General features: G+C 72.2%; 16 protein-coding genes and 2 pseudogenes. 6 read left to right on the top strand and 12 right to left on the bottom strand.

Annotation, left to right across the window (positions count from 1 at the left end; genetic code table 11):
- The 4 genes and pseudogenes from ACWDAK_RS35605 to ACWDAK_RS35590 all read right to left on the bottom strand — a co-directional run.
- Positions 1–4,383: pseudogene (locus ACWDAK_RS35605) on the bottom strand (type I polyketide synthase); the annotation flags it as partial.
- Between the two features lie 486 nt (positions 4,384–4,869).
- Positions 4,870–6,402, bottom strand: a complete 1,533-nt coding sequence (locus ACWDAK_RS35600) for a PH domain-containing protein (RefSeq protein ID WP_344641051.1) — start codon at positions 6,400–6,402, stop codon at positions 4,870–4,872.
- The gene (locus tag ACWDAK_RS35595) at positions 6,399–6,899 is read right to left on the bottom strand and encodes a PH domain-containing protein (RefSeq protein WP_344641052.1); all 501 of its coding nucleotides are present in this window, start codon (positions 6,897–6,899) and stop codon (positions 6,399–6,401) included. The genes ACWDAK_RS35600 and ACWDAK_RS35595 overlap by 4 nt, the downstream gene beginning before the upstream one ends.
- A gap of 20 nt (positions 6,900–6,919) precedes the next feature.
- Entirely contained in the window at positions 6,920–7,417 is a 498-nt protein-coding gene (locus ACWDAK_RS35590) for a hypothetical protein (protein ID WP_427395797.1), read from the bottom strand.
- A gap of 217 nt (positions 7,418–7,634) precedes the next feature.
- Here ACWDAK_RS35590 and ACWDAK_RS35585 point away from each other — a divergent pair, with 217 nt between their 5' ends.
- Complete coding sequence (locus ACWDAK_RS35585) at positions 7,635–8,885, top strand: sensor histidine kinase (RefSeq protein ID WP_344641054.1); 1,251 nt, start codon at positions 7,635–7,637, stop codon at positions 8,883–8,885.
- An 8-nt stretch (positions 8,886–8,893) separates the two neighbouring features.
- Here the strand turns inward: ACWDAK_RS35585 and ACWDAK_RS35580 are convergent.
- Positions 8,894–9,655, bottom strand: a pseudogene (locus ACWDAK_RS35580) (nucleotidyltransferase domain-containing protein).
- Between the two features lie 196 nt (positions 9,656–9,851).
- Positions 9,852–10,025, bottom strand: coding sequence for a hypothetical protein (locus tag ACWDAK_RS35575; RefSeq protein WP_344641056.1), 174 nt, complete (start codon positions 10,023–10,025; stop codon positions 9,852–9,854).
- Between the two features lie 194 nt (positions 10,026–10,219).
- Between ACWDAK_RS35575 and ACWDAK_RS35570 the strand changes: the two genes are divergently transcribed.
- Positions 10,220–10,876, top strand: coding sequence for a response regulator transcription factor (locus ACWDAK_RS35570; RefSeq protein WP_344641057.1), 657 nt, complete (start codon positions 10,220–10,222; stop codon positions 10,874–10,876).
- A 7-nt stretch (positions 10,877–10,883) separates the two neighbouring features.
- Here the strand turns inward: ACWDAK_RS35570 and ACWDAK_RS35565 are convergent, their stop codons facing one another.
- The 4 genes from ACWDAK_RS35565 to ACWDAK_RS35550 form a co-directional block, all read right to left on the bottom strand.
- On the bottom strand, positions 10,884–12,293 hold the full coding sequence (locus ACWDAK_RS35565) for a class I adenylate-forming enzyme family protein (protein WP_344641058.1): 1,410 nt from the start codon (positions 12,291–12,293) through the stop codon (positions 10,884–10,886).
- Between the two features lie 108 nt (positions 12,294–12,401).
- The gene (locus ACWDAK_RS35560) at positions 12,402–13,058 is read right to left on the bottom strand and encodes a 4'-phosphopantetheinyl transferase family protein (protein WP_344641059.1); all 657 of its coding nucleotides are present in this window, start codon (positions 13,056–13,058) and stop codon (positions 12,402–12,404) included.
- Entirely contained in the window at positions 13,055–13,915 is an 861-nt protein-coding gene (locus ACWDAK_RS35555) for a metallophosphoesterase family protein (protein ID WP_344641060.1), read from the bottom strand. Before ACWDAK_RS35555 ends, ACWDAK_RS35560 begins: the two co-directional genes overlap by 4 nt.
- 26 nt (positions 13,916–13,941) lie before the next feature.
- Positions 13,942–14,874, bottom strand: coding sequence for an ACP S-malonyltransferase (locus ACWDAK_RS35550; protein WP_427395796.1), 933 nt, complete (start codon positions 14,872–14,874; stop codon positions 13,942–13,944).
- A gap of 389 nt (positions 14,875–15,263) precedes the next feature.
- Here ACWDAK_RS35550 and ACWDAK_RS35545 point away from each other — a divergent pair, with 389 nt between their 5' ends.
- From ACWDAK_RS35545 to ACWDAK_RS35530, 4 genes are all read left to right on the top strand, one after another.
- On the top strand, positions 15,264–16,076 hold the full coding sequence (locus ACWDAK_RS35545; protein ID WP_425557858.1) for a carbon-nitrogen hydrolase family protein: 813 nt from the start codon (positions 15,264–15,266) through the stop codon (positions 16,074–16,076).
- A gap of 81 nt (positions 16,077–16,157) precedes the next feature.
- On the top strand, positions 16,158–17,834 hold the full coding sequence (locus ACWDAK_RS35540; protein WP_427395799.1) for a flavin monoamine oxidase family protein: 1,677 nt from the start codon (positions 16,158–16,160) through the stop codon (positions 17,832–17,834).
- A 118-nt stretch (positions 17,835–17,952) separates the two neighbouring features.
- The gene (locus ACWDAK_RS35535) at positions 17,953–18,330 is read left to right on the top strand and encodes a helix-turn-helix domain-containing protein (RefSeq protein ID WP_425557859.1); all 378 of its coding nucleotides are present in this window, start codon (positions 17,953–17,955) and stop codon (positions 18,328–18,330) included.
- A gap of 746 nt (positions 18,331–19,076) precedes the next feature.
- Complete coding sequence (locus ACWDAK_RS35530; RefSeq protein ID WP_344641063.1) at positions 19,077–21,917, top strand: helix-turn-helix transcriptional regulator; 2,841 nt, start codon at positions 19,077–19,079, stop codon at positions 21,915–21,917.
- A 120-nt stretch (positions 21,918–22,037) separates the two neighbouring features.
- Here ACWDAK_RS35530 and ACWDAK_RS35525 read toward each other — a convergent pair whose 3' ends face one another.
- Positions 22,038–22,799, bottom strand: coding sequence for a thioesterase II family protein (locus ACWDAK_RS35525; RefSeq protein WP_344641064.1), 762 nt, complete (start codon positions 22,797–22,799; stop codon positions 22,038–22,040).
- 143 nt (positions 22,800–22,942) lie between these two features.
- Positions 22,943–26,789: type I polyketide synthase (locus ACWDAK_RS35520; protein ID WP_449806533.1), on the bottom strand; the 3,847-nt coding region annotated here is incomplete at its 5' end.

Below are 26,789 nucleotides of genomic sequence, written 5' to 3'. Positions count from 1 at the left end.
ACTGCGCACCCCGTGCTCGACCACCAGATGACGCGCGACCAGCCCACCCAGCATCCCGGACGCACCGGACACCAGGACCGTACCGCTCGCATCGAACACCGGCCCGGCCGTGTCGGACACCGCCGCCACCCGCGCCAGGCGCGGGACCCGTACGACGCCCTCGCGGATCGCGAACTCCGGCTCCCCACTGGCGAGTGCGCCCGCCAGGACCTCGCCCGAGACGCCCTCGGCGTCGAGGTCGACCAGCACCAGCCGGTCGGGGTTCTCCAGCTGCGCGGAGCGCACCAGGCCCCAGAGCGGGGCGTGGACGAGGTCGTCGCCGCCGGCCGCGGCGCCGCGGGTCACCAGCACCAGGCGGGAGGAGGCGAACCTCTCGTCCGCCAGCCACTCCTGGACCGTGGCGAGCACACCGTGCAGCGCGGACCGGACGGCCGAGGCGGTGTCCGCGGCCGAGTCGGCGCCGGCCGGTGCGAGGAACACCTCGCCCGGCAGCGCCAGCCCCGCGTCCACGGCCGTACCGAGTCCCGCCAGATCGGCGAAGCTCTCGATCCCGGCGCCGAACGGGTCGGTCCCGAGGACCGCCCAGCGGCCCGCGGAGGCCGCCGACACCGGCAGGGTGGTCCACTCCACCCGGAACAGCGACTCCAGGTGGCCGGCGCGGGCGCTCTTCAGCTGCTCCTCGGAGATCTCGCGCAGCGTGAGCGAACGGACCGTCATCACCGGCTGGCCGGCGCCGTCGGCGAGGTCCAGGGCGACCTCGCCGCGGCCCAGCGGGGTGACCCGCAGGCGCAGCGCCGCGGCGCCGGTGGCGTGCAGGGTGACGCCGTTCCAGACGAACGGCAGGCCGCCCTGGACCGCGCCGTCAAAGGGGTCGGCGCCGAGCGCGTGCAGGGCGGCGTCCAGCAGGGCGGGGTGGATGCCGAAGCGGGCGGCGTCGGCCTGTGCCTCGGCGGGCAGTGCGATCTCGGCGAGGATCTCGCCGTCGCGCAGCCAGGCGGCCCGCAGGCCGCGGAAGACCGGGCCGTAGCCGAAGCCCGCCTCGGCCAGGCCGGCGTGGATCTCCTGGACGTCCACCGCACGGGCGTCGGCGGGCGGCCACTGGGTGAGCTCGGCCGGGGCGGTCGGGCCCGCGACGGTGAGCACACCGGTGGCGTGCCGCGTCCAGGGCTCCTCGGCCTGGGCGCCCTCGGTGCGGGAGTGCAGGCTGAAGGAGCGGCTGCCGTTCTCGTCGGCGCCGCTGACCACGATCTGGAGCTGCACCCCGCCCTGGGCGGGCAGCAGCAGCGGTGCTTCGAGGGTGAGTTCCTCGACCAGGTCGCAGCCGACCTGGTCGCCGGCCCGTACGGCGAGCTCGACGAAGGCGGTGCCCGGGAGCAGCACGGTGCCCATGACCGCGTGGTCGGCGAGCCAGGGGTGGCTGTCGAGGGAGAGGCGGCCGGTGAACAGGCAGCCGTCGACGTCGGCGAGCGAGACCACGGCGCCGAGCAGCGGGTGGTCGGCGGTGCCGAGGCCGATGGCGGCGGCGTCCCCGGCCGGGCTGCCGGCGCCGAGCCAGTACCGCTCGCGCTGGAAGGCGTAGGTGGGCAGGTCGACCCGGCGGGCGCCCTGGCCCGCGAAGACGCCGTCCCAGTCCAGGGCGGCGCCCCGGACGTGTGCCTGTGCCACGGCCCAGGTCAGCGTTTGGACCTCGGGGCGGCCGGCGCGCAGGGCGGGGACGAACACCGCGTCCTCGCCGGCGCACTCCTGGCCCAGGGCGGTGAGCACACCGTCCGGGCCCAGCTCCAGGTAGGTGCGGGCGCCTTCGCGCTCCAGGGCCTGGATGGCGTCGTGGAAGCGGACGGCCTCGCGGACGTGGCGCACCCAGTACTCGGGGGTGCGGATCTCCTCGGCGGGGACGACGTCTCCGGTCAGGGTGGAGACGATCGGGACGGCCGGTGCCTTGTAGGTCACCACCTGGGCGCAGCGCCGGAACTCGGTGAGCATGCCGTCCATCAGGGGCGAGTGGAAGGCGTGGCTGACGGTGAGGCGCTTGGTCTTGCGGCCCTGGGCGGCGAGGTGCTCGGCGAGGGCGAGGACGGCCTGCTCGGCGCCCGAAATCACCACCGAGGTCGGCCCGTTGACGGCCGCGATGCCCATCTCGTCGGTCAGCAGCGGCAGGACCTCGTCCTCGGTTGCCTGGACCGCCACCATGGCGCCGCCGGCGGGCAGTTGCTGCATCAGGCGGCCGCGGGCGGCCACCAGCAGCGCGGCGTCCTCCAGCGAGAGCACGCCCGCGGCGTGCGCGGCCGCGAACTCGCCGATCGAGTGGCCGGCCAGCAGGTCCGGCCGCAGGCCCCAGGACTCGACCAGGCGGAACAGCGCGACCTCGATCGCGAACAGCGCGGGCTGGGCGTAGGCGGTCCGGTGGATGAGGTCGGCCTCGGCGGAGCCCTCGGGGGCGAACAGGACCTCGCGCAGCGGGTGTTCGAGCTGCAGGTCGAGGTAGCCGCAGGCCTTGTCCAGTGCCTTGGCGAAAGGCGGGAAGGTCTCGTACAGTTCGCGGCCCATGGCGAGGCGCTGGCTGCCCTGGCCGGTGAACAGGAACGCCAGCCGGCCGTCGGTGACCGTCCCCTGGACGGTCCCGGCGGCGCCCGCGCCCTCGGCGAGGGCGTCCAGGGCCTGCCGGAACTCCTCGTGCTCCCCGGACACCAGGACGGCGCGGTGCTCGAAGCTCGCGCGGGTGGTGGCGAGGGAGTGGCCGAGGTCGGCCGGGGTGTGCTCGGGGTGGGCGTCCAGGTGGGTGCGCAGGCGCTCGGCCTGGGCGCGCAGCGCCTCGGGGGTCTTGGCGGAGAGTACCCACGGCCGCACGGCCGGGGCGACGGTGCCGTCCGGGGCGGCGGCCGGTTCCTGGGCCGTCGGGGCCTGCTCGATCACGGCGTGCGCGTTGGTGCCGCTCATGCCGAAGGAGGAGATGCCGACGCGGCGCGGCTCGCCGGTCTCCGGCCAGGGCCGGGCCTCGCTGAGCAGTTCGACGGCGCCCGCGGACCAGTCGACGTGCGGAGTGGGCTGGTCGACGTGCAGGGTGCGCGGCAGGACGCCGTTGCGCATCGCCATGACCATCTTGATGATGCCGCCGATGCCCGCGGCGGCCTGGGTGTGGCCGATGTTGGACTTCAGCGAGCCCAGCCAGAGCGGGCGTTCCTCGGGGCGGTCCTGGCCGTAGGTGGCGATCAGGGCCTGGGCCTCGATCGGGTCGCCGAGCCGGGTACCGGTGCCGTGCGCCTCGACCGCGTCCACCTGGTCGGCCGTCAGCCCGGCGTCGGCGAGCGCCTGCCGGATGACGCGCTGCTGGGACGGGCCGTTGGGAGCGGTGAGGCCGTTGGAGGCGCCGTCCTGGTTGATCGCGGTGCCCCGGACGACGGCCAGGATCGGGTGTCCGTTGCGCTGGGCCTCAGAGAGCCGTTCGACCAGCAGCATGCCAGCGCCCTCGGCCCAGGCGGTGCCGTCGGCCGCGGCGGCGAAGGGCTTGCAGCGGCCGTCGGGGGCGAGGCCGCGCTGGCGGCTGAAGGCGATGAAGGAGCCGGGGTTGGCCATCACGGCGACACCGCCGGCCAGGGCGATGCCGCACTCGCCGCGGCGCAGCGACTGCACGGCGAGGTGCAGGGCGACCAGCGAGGAGGAGCAGGCGGTGTCGATGGTGACCGCAGGACCCTGGAAGCCGAAGGTGTAGGAGAGGCGGCCGGAGGCGACGCTGGCGGCGTTGCCGGTGACCAGGTAGCCCTCCATGCCCTCGTCCGCCTCGTGCAGGCGCGGGCCGTAGTCCTGTGCCTCGGCGCCGATGAAGACACCGGTGCGGGACTCGCGCAGGGTGCCCGGGTCGATGCCGGCCCGCTCGAAGGCCTCCCAGGCGGTCTCCAGCAGCAGGCGCTGCTGCGGGTCCATGGCGAGGGCCTCGCGCGGGGAGATCCCGAAGAAGCCCGGGTCGAAGGTGTCGGCGTCGTGCAGGAAGCCGCCGTGCTGCGCGTAGCTGGTGCCGGGGTGGTCCGGGTCCGGGTCGTAGAGGCTGCCGATGTCCCAGCCGCGGCCGGCAGGGAAGGCCGAGATCGCGTCGACGCCGTCGGCGACGAGCTGCCAAAGCTGCTCGGGCGAGTGGGCGTCGCCGGGGAATCGGCAGGCCATACCGACGATGGCGATCGGCTCGTCGTGAACGGGCGCGTGGAACTCGGGAATTCCGGTCTCGGCGGTGATGCCGAGGATTTCCGAGTGCAGGTGCCGGGCGAGCGAGGCGGGGGTCGGGTGGTCGAAGACCAGGGTGACCGGAAGGCTCAGTCCGGTGGCCGAGGTGAGCCGGCTGTGGAGGTCGACGGCGGCCAGCGAGTCGAATCCGAACTCCAGGAAGGGCCGGTCGGCCCCGACGATGGCGGACGACTTTCCGCGCAGGGATTCCCTCGCCTGGTCGAGGACCAGGTTCAGCAGCAGCCGCTGCTGCTCCGCCTCGGGCATTTCGGCCAGCTGCTGCCGCCAGGACGGAAATACGTCCGGCTTTCCGACACCCGCACCGTCCGGCTCCGAAATGAAACCCTCGGACTGGTTCATCATCACGCGCTCCACTACCCAGCAGACGGCATCCAAGACCTTTGGTCAGCCTGTCACGGGCAGCAAGCACCAGAAAGCCCCTAAGGGACCCCTAAGCACCCCTACGATTTCGACCGGCGACCCCTGTTTTCCGGGGTCGCCGGTCGACGGCGAGCGATTCTGCGGATCGTTCTCGGGAATTCATTCCCCGCAATCGCCCGACAATACCTCGCCGGGGCGATTTGGGAAATCCGCTTCCGACCGACCGGCAGCAGGGAGCGTGGGCGGTGCCGCGGGCCCTACTGCCGGTCGGTCTCAGTTGTGCCGCTCCAGGAACGGCGTGAGCAGTCCGGGTACCGCCTCCTCTGCGAAGGCCAGCCCCTCCTCGGTGGCGAGGTCGCGGACGTGGTACCCGCCGCTGCCGGCGGCCGTGGTCGCGGTCAGGGTGAGCAGGCCCGCCCGGCGTTGGAAGAACGACCGGCTGACGGTCAGTCCGATCACTCCCTCGCGCCGCAGTGCGACCGTACGGTGGGCGAAGGTGCCCGAGCGGGCGATCAGGTAGCCGCCGGACATGCCGTGGCCCAGGGTGCGGTAGGCGTCCATCGCCAGCAGGGAGACCGCGGGCAGCAGGACGGCGGCGGTGATCCCGGCGGTGGTGAGGAAGCCGGTGCGCCAGCCGCCCGGCAGCCAGATCGCGGGCACCGCGAACAGGGCCGTGGCCAGGGCGGTCACCATCAGCCCCCGGTTGATCCGGCGGCGCAGCGCGGCCCTCGGGTGCGGCCGCAGCGGAGCGAGGCCGGTCGGGGACTCCTGCTCGCCGAGGACGTCGGCGGCCACCCGGAGGACCTCGGCACGCGGTGCGGGGGGCATCAGGGCGCCGCGGGTGCGGTTCTCCTCGGCCGAGCCGAGGCCGCTGGCGATCGCGTGCAGGCGGGCGCCGCCGCCCCAGCGCAGCAACATGGGTTCGACCAGCTCGATGCCGCGCAGCCGCCGTTCCTCGATGGAGACGGAGCGGTGGATCAGCAGGCCCCGGCGGACCCGGAGGATGCCGCCGTCCTCGCGTTCCAGCCGGAACCCGGACCAGCCCTCGATGTAGAGGCCGACCGCGCCGAGGGTGCCGAGGGCGGCGACGGCGAGCAGCAGGGCCAGGATGCCGAGCCACAGCGGGACCGAGGTGAAGGCGTGCACCAGGTCGTGGACGATGCCGAGCTTGAGCGGGTCGATCTGCATCTCGTGCAGGGTGCGGTAGCTGATGCCGAGTACGGCGAACAGGCCGCCGACGCCCCAGATGGTCAGGGGGGCGTAGCGCAGCCAGGAGCGCTGGAGTTCGGCGATCGGGGCGCTCTCGTCGAACCCTGCGGCCGTGCCAGGGTCGGCGAGCAGGGCGGCCCGCCGGTTGAGCAGGTCCTGCCGGAGTTCGGCGGCCTGGGCCCGGGGGACGCCGTCCAGGGAGAGCTTGCGGTTGGCCGAACCGCCGTGGGCGGCGGCACCGATGCTGACCGAGGCGAGGCCGAAGACCCGGTACAGCGGGCGGGCGGTGATGTCGGCGCTGCGGATGCGGTCCAGCGGGATCGAGCGGCGGCTGCGGAAGAGCAGGCCGGAGCGGAGCTCCAGGCGCTGGTCGGTGATCCGGTAGCCGGTGGTGAGGAAGCGCATCAGGTTGACGCCGGCCACGATCGCGAAGGCGATGGTGAACGAGACCAGGGTGATCAGCGCCTGCAGGTTGACCTTTCCGCCGGTGCCGATCAGCGTGCCCGCGCCGGTGACCACGGGGGCGACCAGCCAGCTCAGGTGGACCGGTATCAGGCGCGGGCTGAGCCGCTGCCAGGCCACCTCTTCGTCACTCATGTCGCGTCTCCCGGCGTGGCCTGGGTGGCCTGGGTCAGGTGCTCCACCACGTCCAGGGCCTTGCGGTGGTCGATCCCGCGGATCTTCAGGTCGCCGGAGGCGGAGGCCGTGGTCACCTTGATCCCGGAGAGCCCGAACAGCTGCTCGAGCGGGCCGCGTACGGTGTCGACGGTCTGGATCCGGGACAGCGGCGCCACCCGCCACTTCTGCCAGAGCCAGCCGGTGGCGGTGTAGACGGCCTGGTCGGTGGTCTCCCAGCGGTGGACCCGGTAGCGCCACAGCGGCATGACCGCCATGTACGCGATCCCGGGCAGCGCGACCGCCAGGAAGATCCAGCCGAAGACGAAGCGCGCGGGCGGGATCAGCAGGTACAGGGCACCCACGACCAGCATGGTTGGTACGGGAATCAGCGAGGACTGGACGGTCCACCAGGCGATGGCACGACGCTCCACCCGATGCCGTGGCGGACGAAGTCGAAGGGTTTCCGAATGACGCACGCTCAGATCCTAACCAAGTGCTATCGGGCGGAGATCCGGAGCCGACGGCGGCGGTTCATCACGACCACCGTCCGTGCGAGCACCGTTGCGAGTGCCATCAGTACGAGCGAATTGGAGAACACCTCGGGACCGCTGATCCGGTACTTGATGGCGAACTTGATGATGTCAGCGGTGTACCAGTGCTCGATTCCGTAGACGAAGACCACCCGGGCTGCCGACATCACCAGCCAGAAGAGTGCATACAGCACTCCGGCCCTGGTGTAAACCTGCCCGTCGGCATCCCGGTGCGCCGGTAGCATCGCGCCGGCGGTCAGCCCGAGAATGATGCCTATCCCGATCCCGACCAGTTGCAGCGACAGGTCGTTCCCGCCCAGCTTCGGCGCGTGGAAGAACAGCACCATGACGACCGCCACCGCGATCAGCGGCCGGATGAGCCGCATGTTGGTGATCCGCCGGCGGCCGAGGTCACTGCCCAAAATGACCAGCAGGACCGTTCCGCTGACCACCAGTGTGATCATGAATCCGCTCATTGCGCCTGTACTCCAGAGGACTTGTCAGCCGACTGCTTCCATCGCTGTTTCTCAGCTGTTCCCAGGCTAGGAAGAGAGCGGATGCCCCGAAACAACCGGCCAGTTGAACCGGTTGTCCACCGATCGGTGGACACTCCACGACGGCCGGGCCCCACGGGACGGGTGCGGTGCGGCCGGCGGAGGCGGCGTGGTAGGACTGGTCAGCGTGCCATCTCGAAGCGCCTCTGACCAGCCCCTGACCGATCACCCGCCGGCCGACCGCGCCGCAGCGGAAGCGACCGACCGCCTGGACCCGGTGGTCCGCTGGTACGGGCTCTGGGACGCCTACTTCGGGCTCTCCTACCTGGTCACCGCCGGTCTCCTGCTGACCTCCCAGAGCCCGCCCGGCCGCCTGGCCGGGGCGGTCGCCGTGCTGACCCTGATCGTCCCCTGGTACGCGGGGTTCGGCCGGCCGTTGATGCTCGGCGGGGTCAAGTCCGGCCGCCGCAGCCGGTGGTTCGCACTCGGGCTGATCGCGTTGTTCGGCCTCGCCACCGCGCTCGACCTCAACAGCGCGTTCGCCCTGTTCGCGATCTGCCCGATGCTGCTGATGTGTCTGCCCTCGGCCTTCGGGATCGTGGTGGTGCTGCTGGCCAACCTCGTTCCGCTGGCGCTGGTCTGGGCCACCAGCGGCGATCCGGGGTCCGCGGTGCTCGGCATCCTGCCGACCACCCTGCTCGGCATCGCGCTCGCGGTCCTGCTCGGGCTGTGGATCACCAGGGTGGTCGAGCAGAGCCGCGACCGCGCCCGGCTGATCGAGGAGTTGGAGCTGAACCGGGAGAAGGTGGCCCGTCTCTCCCGCCAGGCCGGGATCGCGGCCGAGCGCGAACGCTTGGCCCGGGAGATCCACGACACCCTGGCGCAGGGGCTGACCAGCATCATCGCCCTGATCCAGGCCGCCGACTCGGAACTCGAGGACTCCCCCGAAGTCGCCCGCAAGCACCTGGCCCTGGCCGCCCGCTCGGCCACCGACAACCTCGCCGAGACCCGCGGCTTCGTCGCCGCCCTCACCCCGGTCGCGCTGCGCGGCAACTCGCTCGGCGAGGCCGTCCGCCGCCAGGGCGAGTCCCTCGCCGCCGAGACCGGCCTCGCCGTCGACTACCGCGCCGACGGTACCGAGTTCCCGCTGCCCACCGCGGTGAGCGTGGTCCTGCTGCGCACCGCGCAGGAGGCACTGGCCAACGTCCGCAAGCACGCCCGCGCGCAACACGTCACGCTGCACGCCGAGTTCACCGATGCCGCGGTACGCCTGCTGGTGGAGGACGACGGCTGTGGCTTCGACCCGGAGCAGGACGAGGACCACGGGTACGGGCTGCGCGGCATGCGCGCCAGGGTGGCCGAGATCGGCGGCACCGTGGAGGTCTCCAGTTCGCCTGGCCGGGGCACCGCGGTCGACGTCCGGGTCCCGCTGGGCTGACCCGCCGCTCAGGCCCGCTCGACGGCGTCCTCCAGCAGCGTCGCCGCTTCGTCGATGGCCGCGGCCAGCACCTGCGGCTCGGTGGTCAGGCCGCCGATGATCCGGTCGACACCGCGTAGCCCGGCGCGGTCCAGCAGCGTCTTCTCGTTGGTGACCCACTCACCCCGGGCCGCCAGGACGGCGTGCGCCGCCTGGCAGGCGGCGCTCGCGATCGCACCGGCGCAGTCGGTGAGCCGGCCCCGCCCGGCGTGGGCGGCGCGCGCGTAGTCGAGGGTGAGCCTGGCGCCGCCCCACCACTGCCCGGGTGCCTGCCGCCGCAGTGCCTCGGGGTAGTCCGGCCGCGGCAGCACGCCCTGCAGGACCTGATTGACGGCCAGCTCCGCGACCACGAGGTAGCTCGGGATCCCGGCCAGGTGGAACAGCAGCCGCTCGACGTGGAAGCGGCCCTCCCGTGCCTGCGCGAGCCGGAGTTCGACGTCGTCGAGGTCCCGGTAGTGCACGTCGATGCGCCGCCCGTCGACCTCCAGCCAGGCACCGCCGTTGAACACCCCGCCGCCCCACCCACCGATCTCGAAGACCTCTCCCGGCCAGCCGAGCGCACGCACGTCCTGCGGCGAGAACGCCCCGCGGTAGTAGACGGCGAAGTCCCAGTCGCTGTCGGGTCCGTGCGTCCCGGTGGCTCACGAGCCGCCCAGCGCCACTGCCGCCACACCGGGCAGCGCCGCGACGTGGGTGGGGAAGGACCGGTCGTCGTGTTCGTGCTTCGGCATGCGGATGAGCGTAGGTGCGAAAGCGCTGGAACGCCCGTCCTTTATCGCCGCCGAGAGCGGCCGACCGGCCGTGGCCGTCCTGCACGGAGCCGGCCGCCCGCAAGCGCCAAAGGCCCCGACGGCAGGACCGCCCCGGTGCCGGTCCGACTCGACCGGCACCGGGGCGGCAGGAGAACGACGGACCGCCGGCTCGCGACTACTTCTGGCCTTCGATATCGTCCCTGAGCTCGTCCAGTTTCTCCTCGCCCTGCTGCTGGGCCTGGGCGGCCTTCCGCTGGGCCTCGTCCTTCTTCGGGCGCTTCCCGAGCATCTCCTTGGCTTCGTCCTCGAGCTGCTGGGCCTTGTCCCGGAACTTGTCACCAATCCCCATGATCACTCCAATGCCGTCGTGCCGGAGACCCTTCCACGCTTTCACGCCGTCTCCGGAACCGCACCTCGGCGACCCCGCCCGCCCACGCGGGTCCCCCGCCGTCCCTGCACCACTCAGGCAAGGGTCGATCATCTGTTCGATGGCCGCGTACGGAAGGATTCGGTCCGACAGCACCGAGTCCATGGAGGCAGCCGATGACCCAGCCGACGATCCCGCCGGCGACGAGCCCGCAGCCGATCACCGTCCTGATCGCCGACGACCATCCCGTGGTGCGGGAGGGCCTGTCGGCGATGCTGGAGTCCGCGCCCGGGATCTCCGTGGTGGGGATGGCCGGGGGCGGGGAGGAGGCGGTGGTGCTGGCCGCCTCGCTCGATCCCGACGTGGTGCTGATGGACCTGCGGATGGGGGCGATGGACGGGGTCACCGCGACCTCGCGGATCCTGGCGCACTCACGGCGCCCCAAGGTCGTGGTGGTCACCACCTACGAGAGCGACGCCGACATTCTGCGCGCGGTCGAGGCCGGTGCCGCCGGGTACCTGCTGAAGGGCAGTTCCCGGGCGGACCTGATCGACGCCGTCCGGGCCGCGGCCCGGGGTGAGACGGTGCTCTCCCCCGCCGTCGCGGGCAAGCTGTTCCGGGCCAGGGCGCAGGAGCCGCAGGCGCTCTCGGGACGGGAGCGCGAGGTGCTGCTACTGGTCGGACGCGGGCTGACCAACGCCGACATCGGCCGGCAGCTGCACATCGGTGAGGCGACCGTGAAGACCCATCTGCTGCGGGTCTTCAAGAAGCTCGACGTGTCGGACCGGACGGCGGCCGTGCTCGCCGCGATGGAGCGCGGACTGCTGGACTGACGTGGCGTCAGGACGAGGCGAGCGCGAGCTCGGTCATCTTCCGCTTGTCCGGCTTGCCGTTGCGGTTGAGCGGGAACTGCTCCAGCACCACCACCCGGTTGGGCTGCTCGTAGGCCGGCAGCAGCTCGTCGAGGAACTGCCGCCAGTAGGCGGCCTCGCGCAGCTGCTCGTCCTCCACGAAGAAGACCAGGCTGCTGCCCCGGCGCTCGTCGGGCAACGGCACGATCCGGGCGGAGCAGCCGCCGGCGGCTGCCTTCCGCTCGACGATCTCGGGGTAGAGGGTGTAGCCGTTGCGGTGGACCGCGAACTTGCGGCCGAGGACGAAGAGGTTGCCCGCGGCGTCGAGGTAGCCGAGGTCGCCGGTCCGGAAGACCTGCTGGTCGACGGGGTCGATCCCGCCGTCCTGGGTGAGGTAGCCGATCATCACGTCGGGCGTCTCGACCAGCAGTTCACCGACCTCGCCCGGCGGCAGCTCGCGGTCCTCGTCGTCCACCACCCGGATCCGCAGTCCGTCCATCACCTGGCCGCAGGAGACCGGGTTGTCGCTGGTCGCGAACGCCACGTTGCCGGCCTCGGTGCTGCCGTAGCTGTCCAGCAGCGGCAGCCCGAAACGCTCGACGTAGCGCTCCACCAGCGCCTGGTCCAGCGGGGCCGCGCCGCTGCAGAACATCCGGACCGCGTCCAGCGAGGAACCGAGCCCGGGCCGCTGCCCGAGGATGGTGAGGATGCTGCGGTAGGTCGCCGGGGTCGCGTCGACGACGGTCGCGCCGAAGTGCCCGGCCATCCGCAGCGCGCGGTCGGCGCGCTTGTACGGGGCGATGACCAGCGAGCCCTGGACGATCCAGGCGATCAGCACCATGGACAGGCCGTACTGGTGCGAGAAGGGAAGCAGCGGCAGCAGCACGTCGTCGGCGTTGTGGCCCATGTGGTGGGCGTTGCGCTCCAGGTTCTTCAGGAACCGGCCGCCGTTCTTGACGATGCCCTTGGGTTCGCCGGTGGATCCGGAGGACCACATGATCAGGGCGTCGTCCAGGTCGCACCAGGCGTCGAAGCAGAGCTGGCGGTCGGTCACCTCCAGATCCGGTGCGGCCGCGAGGAGTTCGTAGAGGTGGACCGGGTCTGCGTCGGCGGGCACCGGGGCGTCGTCGTCCACCAGCACCACCTTGGTCCCGGCCCGCCGGATGATGGCGGCGGTGGTGTCCTGCTTCTCCTGCTGGTCCACCAGGACGACGGACGCTCCCACGTGCATCAGGGCGAAGAGGACCGAGACGTAGGCGATCGAGTTCCCGGCCTTGAACAGCACCCGTTCGCCGAGCCCGACTCCCCGCTCCCGCAGGACCTGCGCTATCCGCAGGGTGTCCTGTTCGAACTCGGCGAGGGTCACGACCGAAGTCTCCGCAAGGATCTTTGCCGCCATCGGCTTCTCTTCCTTCTCGTGCCCGGCGGCCGACGCCGCCGGTCGCGGTCGCGGCAATTCGACGGGCGGGTCTACGTGTTCGGTCCTGCGGGCGCTCGGTGGCACACGTCAGGAGTGCAGTACGGTGATCGCCGTGACCACCAGGCCGTCATCGGCCAGCCAGCGGCCCTCGAACCCCGGCAGCCGCCGGCCACGGACCGTCGGTCCCGGTACCAGCAGGCGGGCCGCGAAGGTGCCGTCGGCGCCGAATGTGAGGGTCGCCTCGGAGAAGTCGAGCATCTGGCGCATCAGCGGGAACCACGCCTTGTAGACGCTCTCCTTGGCGCTGAACAGCAGCCGGTCCGCGGACAAGTCCGGGACCGCGTCGACGAGTTCCTTCAGCCGGGGCAGTTCCTCGGGTCGGGCGACCGCCTCCAGCACGCCCTCGGGCAGCGGCTCGTTCGGCTCGGCGTCGATGCCGATGGTGAGCACCTCGGCGGCCGGGGCCAGTGCGGCGGCACGGTAGCCGAGGCAGTGGGTCATGCTGCCCACCACCTGCTCCGGCCAGCTCGGCGCACCCCGCTCACCGGGCAGCAGCGGGACGGCGGCATGTCCGAGCGCGGCGAGCGCCCGCCGGGCGCAGGCCCGCACCGCGCGGAACTCGCCCTGCCGGCGCGGCACGGCCCGCCGGATGTGCGCCGCCTCCTCGGGGAAGAGCTCGATCGGCTCGTCCTCGGCCGTGGTCTCGGCCGAGGCGACCATCGAGGGCAGAATGCGTTCGATCACCGTGCCACCTCCGGGAATATCTGCCGCAGGCCGTTCGGGGCGGCGCTGCCCCGGCGGCGCCACTCGCGCGGGTAGCCCACCGAGACCTCCTCGAAGCGGACCCCGTCGTAGTGGGTGACCCGGGGAATGTGCAGGTGTCCGTAGACGACCGCCGCGCAGTTGAAGCGGGTGTGCCAGTCGGCGGTCGCGGTGGTGCCGCACCACTGCGCGAACTCCGGGTAGTACAGGACGTCGGTGGGCTGGCGGACCAGCGGATAGTGGTTGACCAGGACCGTCGGCACCGCCGGGTCGCAAGCCGCCAGGCGCTCCTCGGTCTCGGCCACCCGGGCCCGGCACCAGGCCTCCCGGCTCGGGTAGGGGTCCGGGTGCAGCAGGTACTCGTCGGCGCAGACCACACCGGTCTCGTGCGCCCGGGCCAGCGCCTGCTCCTTGCTGGTGGCGCCGGCCGGCCGGAAGCTGTAGTCGTACCCGACGAACAGCGGGGCGATCCGCAGCGGTCCCGCCTCGCCCTGCCAGACGGGGTACGGGTCCTCCGGGGTGTGCACGCCCAGTCCCCGGCACAGCTCCACCAGGCGCCGGTAGCGGGCCACGCCGCGCAGCTTCACCGGGTCGCTGGGGTGGGTCCACAGTTCGTGGTTGCCGGGGGCCCAGACCACGGTGGCGAAGCGTTCGGCGAGCAGGCCGAGCGTCCACTCGATGTCCGCCACCAGTTCGCCGATGTCACCGGCGATGATCAGCCAGTCCTCGGGGCCGCGCGGACGCAGGCCGCGGACGATCTCGCGGTTCTCCTGGTAGCTGATGTGCAGGTCGCTGGTGGCGTACAGGGTGCTGCCCGGTCCGCCGGAGCTGTTCGACAAGGGTTCCGCCTTCCGCTCTCGGGCCGTCAGCCGACGGGCCGGAGAGCCGACTCGGGTGCGATCGTGGTGGTGGCGAAGTTCTCCACGGTGCACTTCAGGCGGCGCAGCAGCCGGTCCCGGCCGACCACGCTGATCCGCTCGACGCCCTCGGCTGCCAGGGTCTCGACGATCCCGGGCCAGCGCATCGGGCGGACGTACCCGCCGAGGATCCACTCGCGGGCCTGCTCCGCGGTGGTGACCAGGGAGCCGTCCTGGTCCGAGACGATCGGGATCCGCGGGTCGCTCAACTCGTAGCCGGAGAGGATGTCCTGCTCGATCCGCTCGCGCAGCGGACCGAAGATGCTCGCGTGGGCGGGCGGGCGCATGGTGTAGAGGGAGTAGCCGCCCACCGCGCCGATCCGCTCCTTGAACCCGTCCAGCGCCCGTTCGCTCAGCGAGACCATGTACAGGTCGTGGTCCAGGTACGAGGAGATCTCGAACCACTCGCCGGCGTCGGCGAGTTCGGCCAGCAGCTCGTCCAGGGTCTCGCGCGGGACCTTGACGAAGGAGTGGGTGACGATGTCCCTGTGCTGCTCGGTGAAGTAGTCGTGCTCGCAGCGGGCGGTCTCGGCGACCAGGCTGACGGCCCGGTCGAAGGGAAGCACGCCCGCGTGGGCGGCGGCGGCCATCTTGCCGAAGCTCACGCCCGCGCAGTAACCCGCGTTCTCGGAGCGGGACTTGTCGCTCCACTCGACCAGCGCGAGCGAGGTGACGAACGAGGTCACCTGGGCGACCTCGGCGTAGTCGTCGTCACTCTCGCGCAGGGCGTCGAAGACGCTGTAGCCGAGGACCTCGTCGGCGACGGCGAAGCGCTCCCTGGCCTCGGCGTTCACGATCATGAATCTGCCGAAGTCGGCGAACCGCGAAGGGCCCATGGCGGGAAAGACGGTCGCGCTGCTCCGCGGCTCACCGGTCGTCATCTCAGCCCGTTCTCTCGGTGGTCGGCGTCGCCTCCGAGCCTAATCACGGCCGCCTCGCCCGCTACCCCTGTCCGCTCCCCTACGCCCCCTAAGCTTGATCTTTGAGCCTCCTCCTCGGCCCCGCCGCGTCGGGGCCGAGGAGGAGGCTCAAAGATCAAGCTAAGCTCGGCGGGTGCGGTGAAGCGCCTGCCCGGCCCGGCGGTTGAGATGCCGTGGATCATCCGGCCGGCCCGGCGGCGCCGGCCCGGCCGCACAACCGCGCTACCCGACGTGGCCAGCGCAAATGCTGTGGGGTAGGGGCGACTTAGGGGTTGTCCGGGTCCGCGGCATCCGCATAGCTTCGGCGCGGAAACGACCGCTCCGGATGACTCCACCGCTACCGGGAGAGGGTGCTCGCGATGAGGATTGCTTGCTGGCAGGCCGCGGCCGGCTCCCCCGACGTTCCGCAACTGCTGGACCGGCTGCGCGAGGCGGCCGTCCGCGCGGCGGAGGCGGGAGCCGAGCTGCTCGTCGCCCCCGAGATGACCCTGGGCGGGTACCCGCTGCGCCCCGGCACGCTCGCCGAGGTGTCCGAGCCCGTCGACGGGCCGCTCTGCGCGGCCGTGTCGGTGATCGCCCGGGAGGCGGGCATCGCCATCGTGCACGGCTGGCCGGAGGACACCGGTTCCGCGGTCTACAACGCGGCCCGGCTGGTCTCCCCCGAGGGCACGACCCTGGCCGCGTACCGCAAGGCGCACCTGTTCGGTGAGGTGGACAGCTCCCGGTTCGCACCGGGTGACCACGGCGTGGTGCAGGCGGACTTCGGCGGACTGAAGGTGGGCCTGCTGGTCTGCTACGACGTCGAGTTCCCCGAGGCGGTGCGCGCCCACGCCCTGGCCGGCACCCAACTGCTGGTGGTCCCCACGGCGTTGATGCGGCCGTGGGAGTTCGTCGCGCGGACCATCGTCCCCGCCCGGGCGTTCGAGAGCCAGCTCTACGTCGCCTACACCAACTGGATCGGCGAGCGGCTCAGCCTGGACTTCTGCGGTCTGACCACCGTGGCCGCCCCGGACGGCACCCGGCAGACGCTGGCGGAGCCCGTCGAGGGCCTGCTGCTGGCGGAGGTCGACCCGGCCGTGGTGGCGAAGGCGCGCGCCGACACCCCCTATCTCCACGACCGGCGCCCCGAGCTCTACGAGGGCCCGCCCGCCCGGCTGGGCTGAGCGGCTGGGCTCTCGCGGACCGGGCCCCGAAAGGTGTCCCAGATGTCCCTGACTCCCCTCGGCTCCCAGGAGCTCCCGGCGATGCCCGCGGCACGGACCGCGACGCGTTCCACGACCGCTCCGCTGACCATGTTCGGCCCCGACTTCCCCTTCCCCTACGACGACTGGCTGCGCCACCCGGCCGGGATCGGCGCGCTGCCCGAGGAGCGGCACGGCACGCCGGTGGCGGTGGTCGGCGGCGGGATCGCGGGCCTGGTCTCGGCGTACGAGCTGATGCGGCTGGGGCTGCGCCCGGTGCTGTACGAGGCCGGGGAGCTGGGCGGCCGGATGCGCGCGGTGCCGTTCCAGGCCGATCCCGGTTATGTGGCCGAGATGGGGGCGATGCGCTTCCCGGTCTCGGCCACCACGCTGTTCCACTACATCGACCTGCTCGGGCTCCGGACCCGCCCGTTCCCCAACCCGCTCTCCCCGCACACCTCCAGCACCCTGGTGCACCTGGGCGGTGAGCGGCACCTGGCCCGGACCGTCGATGACCTCCCGGCGGTCTACCAGGAGGTGGCCGACGCCTGGGAGAAGACCCTGCGGGAGGAGGCCGAGCTGGCGGTGATGGAGGACGCCGTCCGGCGCCGGGACGTCCCGCTGCTGAAGGCGGTGTGGAACCGGATGGTCCGCACCCTGGACGACCAGTCCTTCCACGGCTTCCTCGCCGCCTCGCCGCACTTCCGTTCGTTCCGGCACCGCGAGATCTTCGGGCAGGTCGGTTTCGGCTCCGGCGGGTGGGACACCGACTTCCCCAACTCCGTGCTGGAGGTGCTGCGGGTGGTCTTCACCGCCGCCGACGAGGAGCACGTGAGCATCGTCGGCGGCACCGGACGGCTGGTCGACGGGCTGTGGACGCTGGGTGCGGAGGGCGCGGCGCACTGGCCGGCCGGCACCTCGCTCGCCTCCCTGCACGAGGGCCGGCCCAGGCCGGCCGTGACGGCGCTGCGCCGGGCGACCGGGGGGATCACCGTCGAGGACGAGCAGGGCTCGGTGGAGACCTACCCGGCGGTGGTGTTCACTCCGCACGTGTGGACACTGCTGAACCGGATCGACTGCGACCCGGCGCTGCTCTCGGTGCCGCAGTGGACCGCGGTCGAACGCACCCACTACATGGGCGCCTCCAAGATGTTCGTGCTCACCGACCGTCCGTTCTGGCTGGACCGCGACCCGCGCACCGGCCAGGACCTGATGAGCATGACGCTCACCGACCGGATGCCGCGCGGGGTCTACCTGTTCGACGACGGTCCAGAGCGGCCCGGGGTGATCTGCCTCTCCTACACCTGGAACGACGACTCGCTGAAGGTCGCCACCCTGAACGACGAGCAGCGGCTGGAGCGACTGCTCGCCGAGCTGCACAGGATCTACCCCGAAGTCGACATCCGACAGCACATCAGCGGCCCGCCCGTCTCGGTAACATGGGAGACCGAGCCCCTGTTCATGGGTGCTTTCAAGGCGAACCTTCCCGGCCAGTACCGTTACCAGCGCCGGCTCTTCACCCAGTTCGTGCAGCACGGCCTCCCCGCCGAGCAGCGCGGCCTCTTCCTGGCCGGTGACGATGTGTCATGGACGGCGGGCTTCGCCGAGGGGGCGGTCACGACGGCGCTCAACGCGGTCTGGGGTGTCGTCGACGCCCTGGGAGGTACGAGTCATCCCGCCAACCCCGGCCCCGGGGACGTCTTCGACGAGATCGCGCCGATCCTCCTGCCGGAGGAGTGAGCGCCCCCTACGGGGGTAGGGGTGCCGGGTCGAGCGGGGCGGACGGGGGAACGGTTGCGGTGTTGGGTGGGGGATGGCAGGGCTGCACACAGCCCGGCAGGGCACCATTGGGCTGGCCATGACACAGTTGATCAACGCATCGGAGCGCACCTGGGTGGAGCTCCTCACCGGCTTGGCCGAGGAGGAGTTCGAGGACCTGCTGGATGCTCTGCGGACCCGCGCCGAGACCGACGGCCCTCGGGCGGGGCGCCGCTGGACGCTCTCCCTGGAGGACCGGGTACTGCTGGTCACCACCTACTGGCGGACCCAGCTGACCATGCGTGAGGTCGCCACCCTGTTCGGGGTCTCCAAGTCGGCCGCCGACCGGATCGTCGGCCATCTCGGCACCTACCTGGAACTCTCCTCGGCGGGCCGCCGGCGCTGCCGCCTCTCGCTCCGCCTCGAGGTGCACACCGAGAACGAGAACGCCCACCGGGTGCCGGCACAACGCTCCTGACCAGCCCTTACGGCCGGTCCGCCGCAGCAAAGCGCTGCAGCGGACCGGCCGTTCGCATATGCACCGTGACAATTACGGGACAGTCCGATTCCGGCATCGAGATGGCTGAATCCCGCAGGTTTGACGCAGCGATGAACGGTTTTTGACTGACCGGCAGGTGCTAAGCCTCGAAGGTTAACTCCAGGCGCCACGTCCCACACACTGGACACACATGAACTTTGTCCGATTTGTCATGAATTGCTGGGTCAACGCCCCCAAGGAGAGCGCATCCAGCGCCCCTGCGCACCCCCTACCGCCACCCCTACTGCTCCTAGGCCCTTCAATTACTGATCGCTTCCTGACGGCATGCATCGTCCATCAGGCCGCGAAAGTGTTATGTTCAGACCAGTTGTCCCGCAACCTGATCGGCGGCGCCGGCTGAGCACGGCTGCGCCTGGAGTGCGCGGACATGAATTCGCCATAAATTAATGGTTGAACGCCGGATAAACCTGTCCGCTTGTCTGGTATTCAACCGCCTTGGCGACTGCCAGCTCATTCGGGGGAACCACTGTGTCATCAATTCTCGTCTCCAGACGGCGAACCGCTCCTGCGGTCTGATCTGCCAAAGCCCTGTCGCCCACTCACCTGAGACGACGGCAGACCGGCACCCTTCTCACTCTCAGAACAGACCCTGCCCACGGCGCTGTCCTCCCCTCCACGGACATTCCATGGGCGGGCATCGGGACCTGAAGCAAGGAGTCCACTACATGACGGCCCGTTCCGGCCTCATCGAACGCAGCGAGGAATTGCGGCTCCTGACCCGGCTCAGCGCCGACCCACTCCAAGGCTCAGGCTCGGTCGGCCTGGTGGTCGGCCCGGTTGCCAGCGGTAAATCCGGATTGCTCAACGCCCTCTGCGAGGAGGCCAGCCGCTCGGGCGTCACCGCACTACGGGCTGTCGGGGCACAGGCCGAATGCCGTACGCCGCTGAGTATCGTCGGACAGCTGCTCAGGCAGGCCCCGCTCGCCGCCGAACGCAGCAAGCAGGTACGGCTCCTGCTCGCCATGAGTGAACGCGCGGCCGCGCAGCACCCGGCACCCACCGGACCCGGGCAGGAACCATGGCAGCTCCCGACCGACCTGGTCCAGGAACTGTGCGCGGTGCTCTTCGAACTCTCCACCGCCGGGCCGCTGCTGATCTGCGTGGACGACGTCCACCATGCGGACACGCTCTCGCTCCAGTGGTTGCTCTTCCTGATCCGCAGACTCGGCACCGCCCCGATCGCGGTGGTCCTCACCGAGCGCACCTCGGCACAGCATCCCCACCCCGCCTTCCACGCCGAGCTGCTGCGCCAGCCGAACTGCCGGCGCATCCTGCTCGGCCCGCTCACCCACCAGGGTGTGGTGCAGTTGCTGGAGTCCCGGCTCGACGCCGAGCGGGCCGACGAACTGGCGTCCCGTTTCGACGCGTTGACGGGCGGCAACCCGCTGCTGGTCCACGCCCTGCTGGAGGACCTGCGCACCTGCACCCGGCTGCCGTCCGAGCAGCGCCCGTCCAGACTGGGCGCCGGGTACGCCTTCTCCCAGGCCGTCGTCAGCTGCCTGCACCGCAGCGAACCCTCCGCCCTGGCGGTGGCCCGCGGGATCGCCGTATTCGGCGAGAGCTGCACCACCCACCTGCTCGGGCAGCTGCTCGACCTCTCCCCTGCCACCGTGGAGTGCGTCATCCGCGGCCTGGAGTCGGCCGGCCTGCTGGAGCACGGGCAGTTCCGGCACCCCGCCGTACGGGCCGCCGTCCTGCACGACACCGACGCGGACGACCTCAGCAAGCTGCAGCACCGCGCCGCCCACCTGCTGTACACCCAGGGAGCACCCGAACGGGCCATCGCCGAGCGGCTGCTGGCCTCCAACGAGCCCGGCGAGGCCTGGAGCACCCGGGTACTGTGCGACGTCGCCCGCCAGGCGCTCTTCGACGGGGACGCGGACCTGGCCAGGCGCTGTGTCGAGCACGCCCACCGGGTCTGCGCCGACCGCCGGGCGCGCGGCGAGGTCCTCATCCTGCTGGCCGGCGTCGAGTGGCAGCTCCAGGCCGGCAACGCCACCCGCCACCTGCCCCAGCTCACCGCCGCCCTGCGGGCCGGCGACCTCGGCGACCGGCACAGCGTAGTGGTCGTCAAGTACCTGCTGCGGCACGGCCGGATCACCGAGGCGACGGCCGTTCTCGACCACCTGCTGGCCGCCCCGGGGCGCCCGGCCGAGGGCCGTACCACCGCCGAACTGCAGACCGTCAAACTGCTGCTCGCCAGCGCCTACCCCGGCGCGCTGGCCGAACTGCCGCCCTTCGGACCCACCAACGTCAACGCGGACCGCGCCCCCGCCGCGGTCCGGGCCGACCCGCAGCTGCAGGCCGCCGCCGTACTCGACGAGGTGCTCAGCGGCTGCGCCGGCGAGAACACCTTCCTCGGCGCGGAGCAGGTCCTGAGGACCATCAGGCTGAGCTACCGCTCCTGGGAGCAGGTCGAGTTCGCCCTGCTCGCACTGATCTACGGCGACCAGCTCGACCGGGCGGCGGTCTGCTGCGACCAGCTGCTCAGCCGGATCGGCCGCGCCGCCGAGGGCTGGCGGCCACCGCTGCTGGCGCTGCGCAGCCAGATCGCCTTCCGGCAGGGCCGGCTGGTCGAGGCGGAACGTTTCGCCAAGACCGCCCTCGAGGAAATGCCCTGGCCGGGCTGGGGCGTGACGATCGGCCTGCCGATGGCCGTCCTGCTGATGGCCCAGACCGCGATGGGCAAGTACGAGGACGCGGCGGAACTGCTGAGCCGTCCGGTGCCGCAGGCCATCTACAAGTCCCGCTACGGGCTGCACTACCTGCACGCCCGGGGCGAGTACCGGCTGGCCACCAACAACCCGCACGCGGCCCTCGACGACTTCCTGATCTGCGGCGAGATGATGCAGGAGTGGGGCATCGACCTGCCGACGGTGGTGGCGTGGCGGGCGGCCGCCGCCCGGGTCCACCTGAGCATGAACAACCACCAGCGGGCCAAGGTCCTGATCGACGAGCAGTTCAAGCGGCTGCAGCCCGGTCCGTCCCGCTCCCGCGGCATCGCGCTGCGGCTGGGCGCGGCCGTCGCCGAACTCCGCCACCGTCCCTCGATGCTGCGCCAGGCGGTGGACGAGCTCCAGCGCTGCGACTCCCCGGTCGAACTGGCCCTGGCGCTGGCCGACCTGGGCTACGCCTACCAGAACCTGGGCGACCACAAGCGCTCCCGGACCATGATGAACCGGGCCTGGCAGCTGGCCAAGGAGCACTCCGCCGAGCCCATCCTGCGCGGCCTGTCCAGCATGTTCTGCGACGTCCGCGAGGAGGTGCCGCAGACGGCCTCCGCCACTGTGCTCGCTGGCGATCTGAGCGACGCCGAACGGCGGGTGGCCTCGCTGGCGGCGCTCGGCCACACCAACCGGGAGATCGCCCGGGAGCTCTTCATCACGGTCAGCACGGTGGAGCAGCACCTGACCCGGGTCTACCGCAAGCTCAAGGTCACCCGACGCAGCGATCTGCCGGGCGAGCTGTGCCTGGTGTCGACGGGCAGCAGCGCCTCCTACGCCTGACGGCGTCCGATCGGCGATCCGCCCGGGGCGCGGGGAGCCGCGCGGGAAACCCTCCGCAGAGGTGGGTTCCCCGCGCGGTTCCCCGCGCCCTTCCGGTGTTCCGGGGTGCCCCGCGAGGGGTCAGCCGGTGTGGGCGGCCAGGTGGTCGGTGATCTCGGTGAGCACCGCCTTCTGGTGGGTGGCCAGGTAGAAGTGGCCGCCGGGGAAGACGCTCAGCGAGAACTCGCCGGTGGTCTCCTCCGCCCAGGCCTTGACCTCCTCCACGGTGGCCTTGGGGTCCTCGTCGCCGGTGAGCGCCACGATCGGGGTGCTCAGCGGCTCGCCCGGCATGCGCCGGTAGGTCTCGATGGCCCGGTAGTCGTTGCGGATCGCCGGCAGGATCATCCGCAGGATCTCCTCGTCGCCGAGCAGCGCCGTGTTGGTCCCGCTGAGCCCCTTGAGCTCGTCGACCAGGCCGTCGTCGTCGCGCAGGTGGACGGTCTCCTCCCGGTGCGTGCCCGGGCCGCGCCGGCCCGAGGCGAAGAGCACGGCGGGCCCACGCCCGTCCGCCTCAAGCCGGCGGGCCAGCTCGAAGCCGAGGATCGCGCCCATGCTGTGGCCGAAGATCCCCAGCGGCCGGTCGTCCAGGGTGGCGACCATCCGGTGGACCCGGTCCGCCAGTTCGGCGATGGTGCCGATGCTCGGCTCGCTGCGGCGGTCCTGACGGCCCGGGTACTGCACGGCGAGGACCTCGATCCCGGGTGACAGCGCCGCCGAGACCGGGTAGTAGAAGCTGGCGGATCCGCCGGCGTGGGGAAGGCAGAGCAGCCGCGCCTTGCTGCCGGGGGCCTGGTGGAAACGGCGTATCCAGAGATCGTACTCGGCACTGGTGGGCGTGGTCATCGGTTCTCGTCTCTCCTGAGTGTGACGGCTTGCCAAGTCTTGTCCGGTGGAGGTCCACCGGGGCTGTCCCGGCCCGTCGGGGGTCGGGCCGGGACAGCGGTCGGAGCGGGTGGTGCGGTACGTCTCTCACCACCTCAGCACGGTCAGCACACCTCGCGCAGCCAATTCTCGATCAGCTCGGCGGTGGCGGCGGCGTGTTCCTCCATCACGGTGAAGTGGTCACCGCGACCGTCCAGCGCGGTGTGCTCCAGCGGCCAGGAGGCCCGGACGGCCGCCTCGGCCACCCCGTCCGGTCCTGGGGCCGCCAGGACGTCGACGGCGCGCACCAGCAGGGTGGGCGCGGCGGTTCCGGTGGGCCGGCGATCGGCGAACAGCCGCAGATAGCCGCCCATCGCGGTGAGCCTGGTGTCGTCCATCGGGACGTACGCACCCTCGCGCGCCAGCATCGCGCCGGTGAGCGCCGGGAGCACGTCCTCGACCCGGGCACCCGCACCCGCGCCGTCGGCCCCGGCCTCGCTCTCGAAGGAGTAGGTGTCCACCAGGACCACGGCCGCCGGGCCCGTACCCAACTCCTCCAGCCTGGCCGCCGCGGCCTGGGCCACCAGACCGCCGGTGGAGTGGCCGAGCAGCACGAAGGGGGCTCCCCCGGCCGCCCGAAGCGTTCCCTGCGCGACGACCTCGACGACCGCCTCGGCGGTGGCCGGCAGCGGCTCATCCTCCCGGAATCCGGGCAGCGGCAGTGCGCGGACCGCCCGCCGGCCGCGGAACGCCGCGGAGATCCGGGCGTACTGGTGCGGGCCCGAGATCGCCAGCAGCGAGGGCAGGCAGACCAGTACGGGCCGTTCGGCCCCGTCGGCCAGCCGGACCGGCTCCGGCGCCAGGTCGGCCGCCTCGTCGTGCTCGAAGGACGGCCGGAACCGCGACGCCGCGATCAGCAGCTCCATGAACTCCCGGCTGCGGCCGGTCTCTGCGGCACCGCGCAGCAGCGTGCCGATGGTGCCCAGTGGGCGGGCCTCCTCGGCGACCGGCTCCGAGGACGCCGCGGCGGCCAGCTGGTCGCGCAGCCGGACGGCCAGCAGCCTCGGGGTCGGGTGGTCGAACAGCAGGGTGGCGGGCAGCCGCAGACCGGTGGCCAGGGCCAGCCGGTTGCGCAGTTCCACCGAGGTGAGCGAGTCGAAGCCCAGTTCCAGGAAGGCGCGTTCGACGTCCACCGCCTCCGGGGCCGAGTGGCCGAGTGCCGCGGCGGCGTGGGTGCGGACCAGGTCGAGCAGCACGGCTTCCCGCTCCTGCTCGGTGCGGCCGGCCAGCATCCCGGTCAGGGCGTCGGCCGACTCCACGGTCGCCGTGGCCGACCTGCGGGCCGCCGGGACCCGCAGCAGTCCGCGCAGCAGCGCCGGCACCTGTCCGGTCGCGGCCGCGTGGGCCCGCATACCGGCCAGGTTCAGCCTGACCGGGACCAGCAGCGACCGGTCCAGCGCGTCGGCGGCGTCGAACAGCGCCAGGCCGTCCTCGACGGAGAGCGGAGCCACCCCGCCGCGGGCGAGGCGCTGCAGATCGGCCTCGGCGAGCGTGCCGCCCATTCCGCCGTCCTGCTCCCACAGACCCCAGGCCAGCGACGTGGCGGGCAGGCCCTGGGCCCGCCGGTGGGCGGCGAGGGCGTCCAGGAAGGCGTTGGCCGCGGCGTAGTTGGCCTGGCCCGGGCCGCCGAAGACGCCGGCCATCGAGGAGAACAGTACGAAGGAGGAGATCCCGTGCTGCTTCGTCAGCTCGTGCAGGTGCCAGGCCGCGTCCACCTTGGGGCGCAGCACCCGGTCGACCCGTTCCCTGGTGAGGGAGGCGACGGCGCCGTCGTCGAGCAGGCCGGCGGCGTGCACCACGGCGGTGAGCGGGTGCTCGGCCGGCACGCTGTCGAGCAGCGCGGCCAGGGCGTCCCGGTCGGCCACGTCGCAGGCGGCCAGCCGCACCTCGGCGCCGAGGTCGGCCAGTTCCTGCTTCAACTCGGCGGCGCCTTCCGCCTCTTCGCCCCGGCGGGAGGCCAGCAGCAGCCGGCGCACACCGCGCTCGGCGACCAGATGACGGGCCAGCAGCCGGCCGAGGGAGCCGGTGGCGCCGGTGAGCAGCACCGTGCCGCTCGGGTTGGGGTCGGCGAGCCCGGTCAGCTCCGGTAGCGCCACCCTGGCGAGCCGGGGTGCGTACAACTCGCCTGCTCGCAGCGCGAGTTGTGGTTCGACCCCGGCCGCTGCGGCGGACAGCGCCCGGTGTGCGCCGTCCTGGTCCAGATCGACCAGGACGATCCGGTCCGGGTTCTCGGTCTGGGCCGAGCGGACCAGGCCCCACACCGCGGCGGCCGCCAGATCCGGCACGTCCTCGTCCGGCCGGGTGGACACGCCCCCGCGGGTGGCGATGATCAGCCGCGCGGTGGCGGTGAAGTCCTCCGTCAGCCAGGTCTGGATCAGCTCCAGCGCCCAGCCGGCCGCCAGGTGGGCGGCCTGTGCCGCGTCCTGGTCCGCGGCTGCGGGCGGGCAGCACACCAGGACGTTGTCCGGGACCGGGGTGCCCGCTGCCACGGCCACCGCCAGCGCGTCCAGGTCGGGGTAGGCGGCCGCTCCCTCCGCCGCGAGCTCCGGCGCGTGGGAGCCGAGGACGGCCCAGCTGCCGGCGGTCGCGGCGGTGGCGGGGACGGCGGCCCACTCCAGTGCGAACAGCGCGTCGTCCCTGCCGCCGCCGCTCGCGCCGAGCTGCTCGGGCGTCAGCGGGCGCAGCGCCAGCGACTGGATCTCCGCCACCGGTCGGCCGGCCGGGTCGGCCAGCTCCAGCGCCAGCGCGTCATGACCCGACGGCCTTATCCGTACCCGGAGTTCGGCCGCACCCGTGGCATGCAGGGTGACGCCGCTCCAGGCGAACGGCAGCCTTCCCTGGCCGGTGTCCGCCAGCAGACCGCCGAGGCCCAGGGTGTGCAGGCTCGAGTCGAGCAGCGCGGGGTGCAGGCCGAAGGCCGCGGCCTGCGTCCTGACCTCCTCGGGCAGCGCGACCTCGGCGAACAGTTCGCCCTCGCGTCGCCAGGCGGCCCGCAGCCCCTGGAACGCGGGGCCGTAGGCGAAGCCGAGTGCGGCGAAGCCCTCGTACAGGCCGTCCACCTCGACCGGTTCGGCGCCCTGAGGCGGCCATTCGGCAAGGTCGGGGCCCGTGCCGCCAGTGGCGGCGGAGAGCACACCGGTGGCGTGCCTCGTCCAGGGGAGGTCACCCGCCGCGTCCTCGGGCCGCGAGTGCAGGGTGAGGCGGCAGCGGCCGTCCCGGTCCGGTGCGCTCACGGCCAGTTGCAGCTGGACCCCGCCGCGCTCGGGCAGGACGAGCGGGGTCTCCAGGGCGAGTTCTTCCAGGTGTCCGCAGCCGACCTGGTCGCCGGCCCGGATCGCGAGCTCCACGAAGGCGGTCCCCGGCAGCAGCACCGCACCCATCACGGCGTGGTCGGCCAGCCAGGGGTGGGTGTCCAGGCCGAGGCGGCCGGTGAACAACTGGCCTTCGGCGTCGGCCAGGGCGACGCTCGCGCCGAGCAGGGGGTGGTCGGCCGCCCCCAGACCGACCGCGGTGACGTCACCGAAGAAGCCGGTGTACGGCTTCGGCCAGTAGTGCTGCCGTTGGAAGGCGTAGGTGGGCAGATCGACGCACCGCGCGCCGGTGCCCGCGAACACGGCCTCCCAGTCGAGCCTGGTGCCACGGACGTGCAGCCCGGCCAGTGCGAGGGTGAAGCTCTGCTCCTCGGCACGGTCACGGCGCAGGAGCGGAGTGAACACCGCGTCCTCGCTCACGCACTCCTGGCCCATCGCGGAGAGGGTCCCGTCCGGGCCCAACTCCAGGTACGTGTGGACGCCTTCGCGCTCCAGGGCCTGGATGGCGTCGTGGAAGCGGACGGCCTCGCGGACGTGGCGCACCCAGTACTCGGCGGTGCGCAGCTCATCCGTGATCGAGCCGGTCAGGGTGGAGACGATC

It is taken from the genome of Kitasatospora sp. NPDC001175 (genome assembly GCF_053598215.1).
This window is presented reverse-complemented; position numbering and strand designations above follow the sequence as displayed.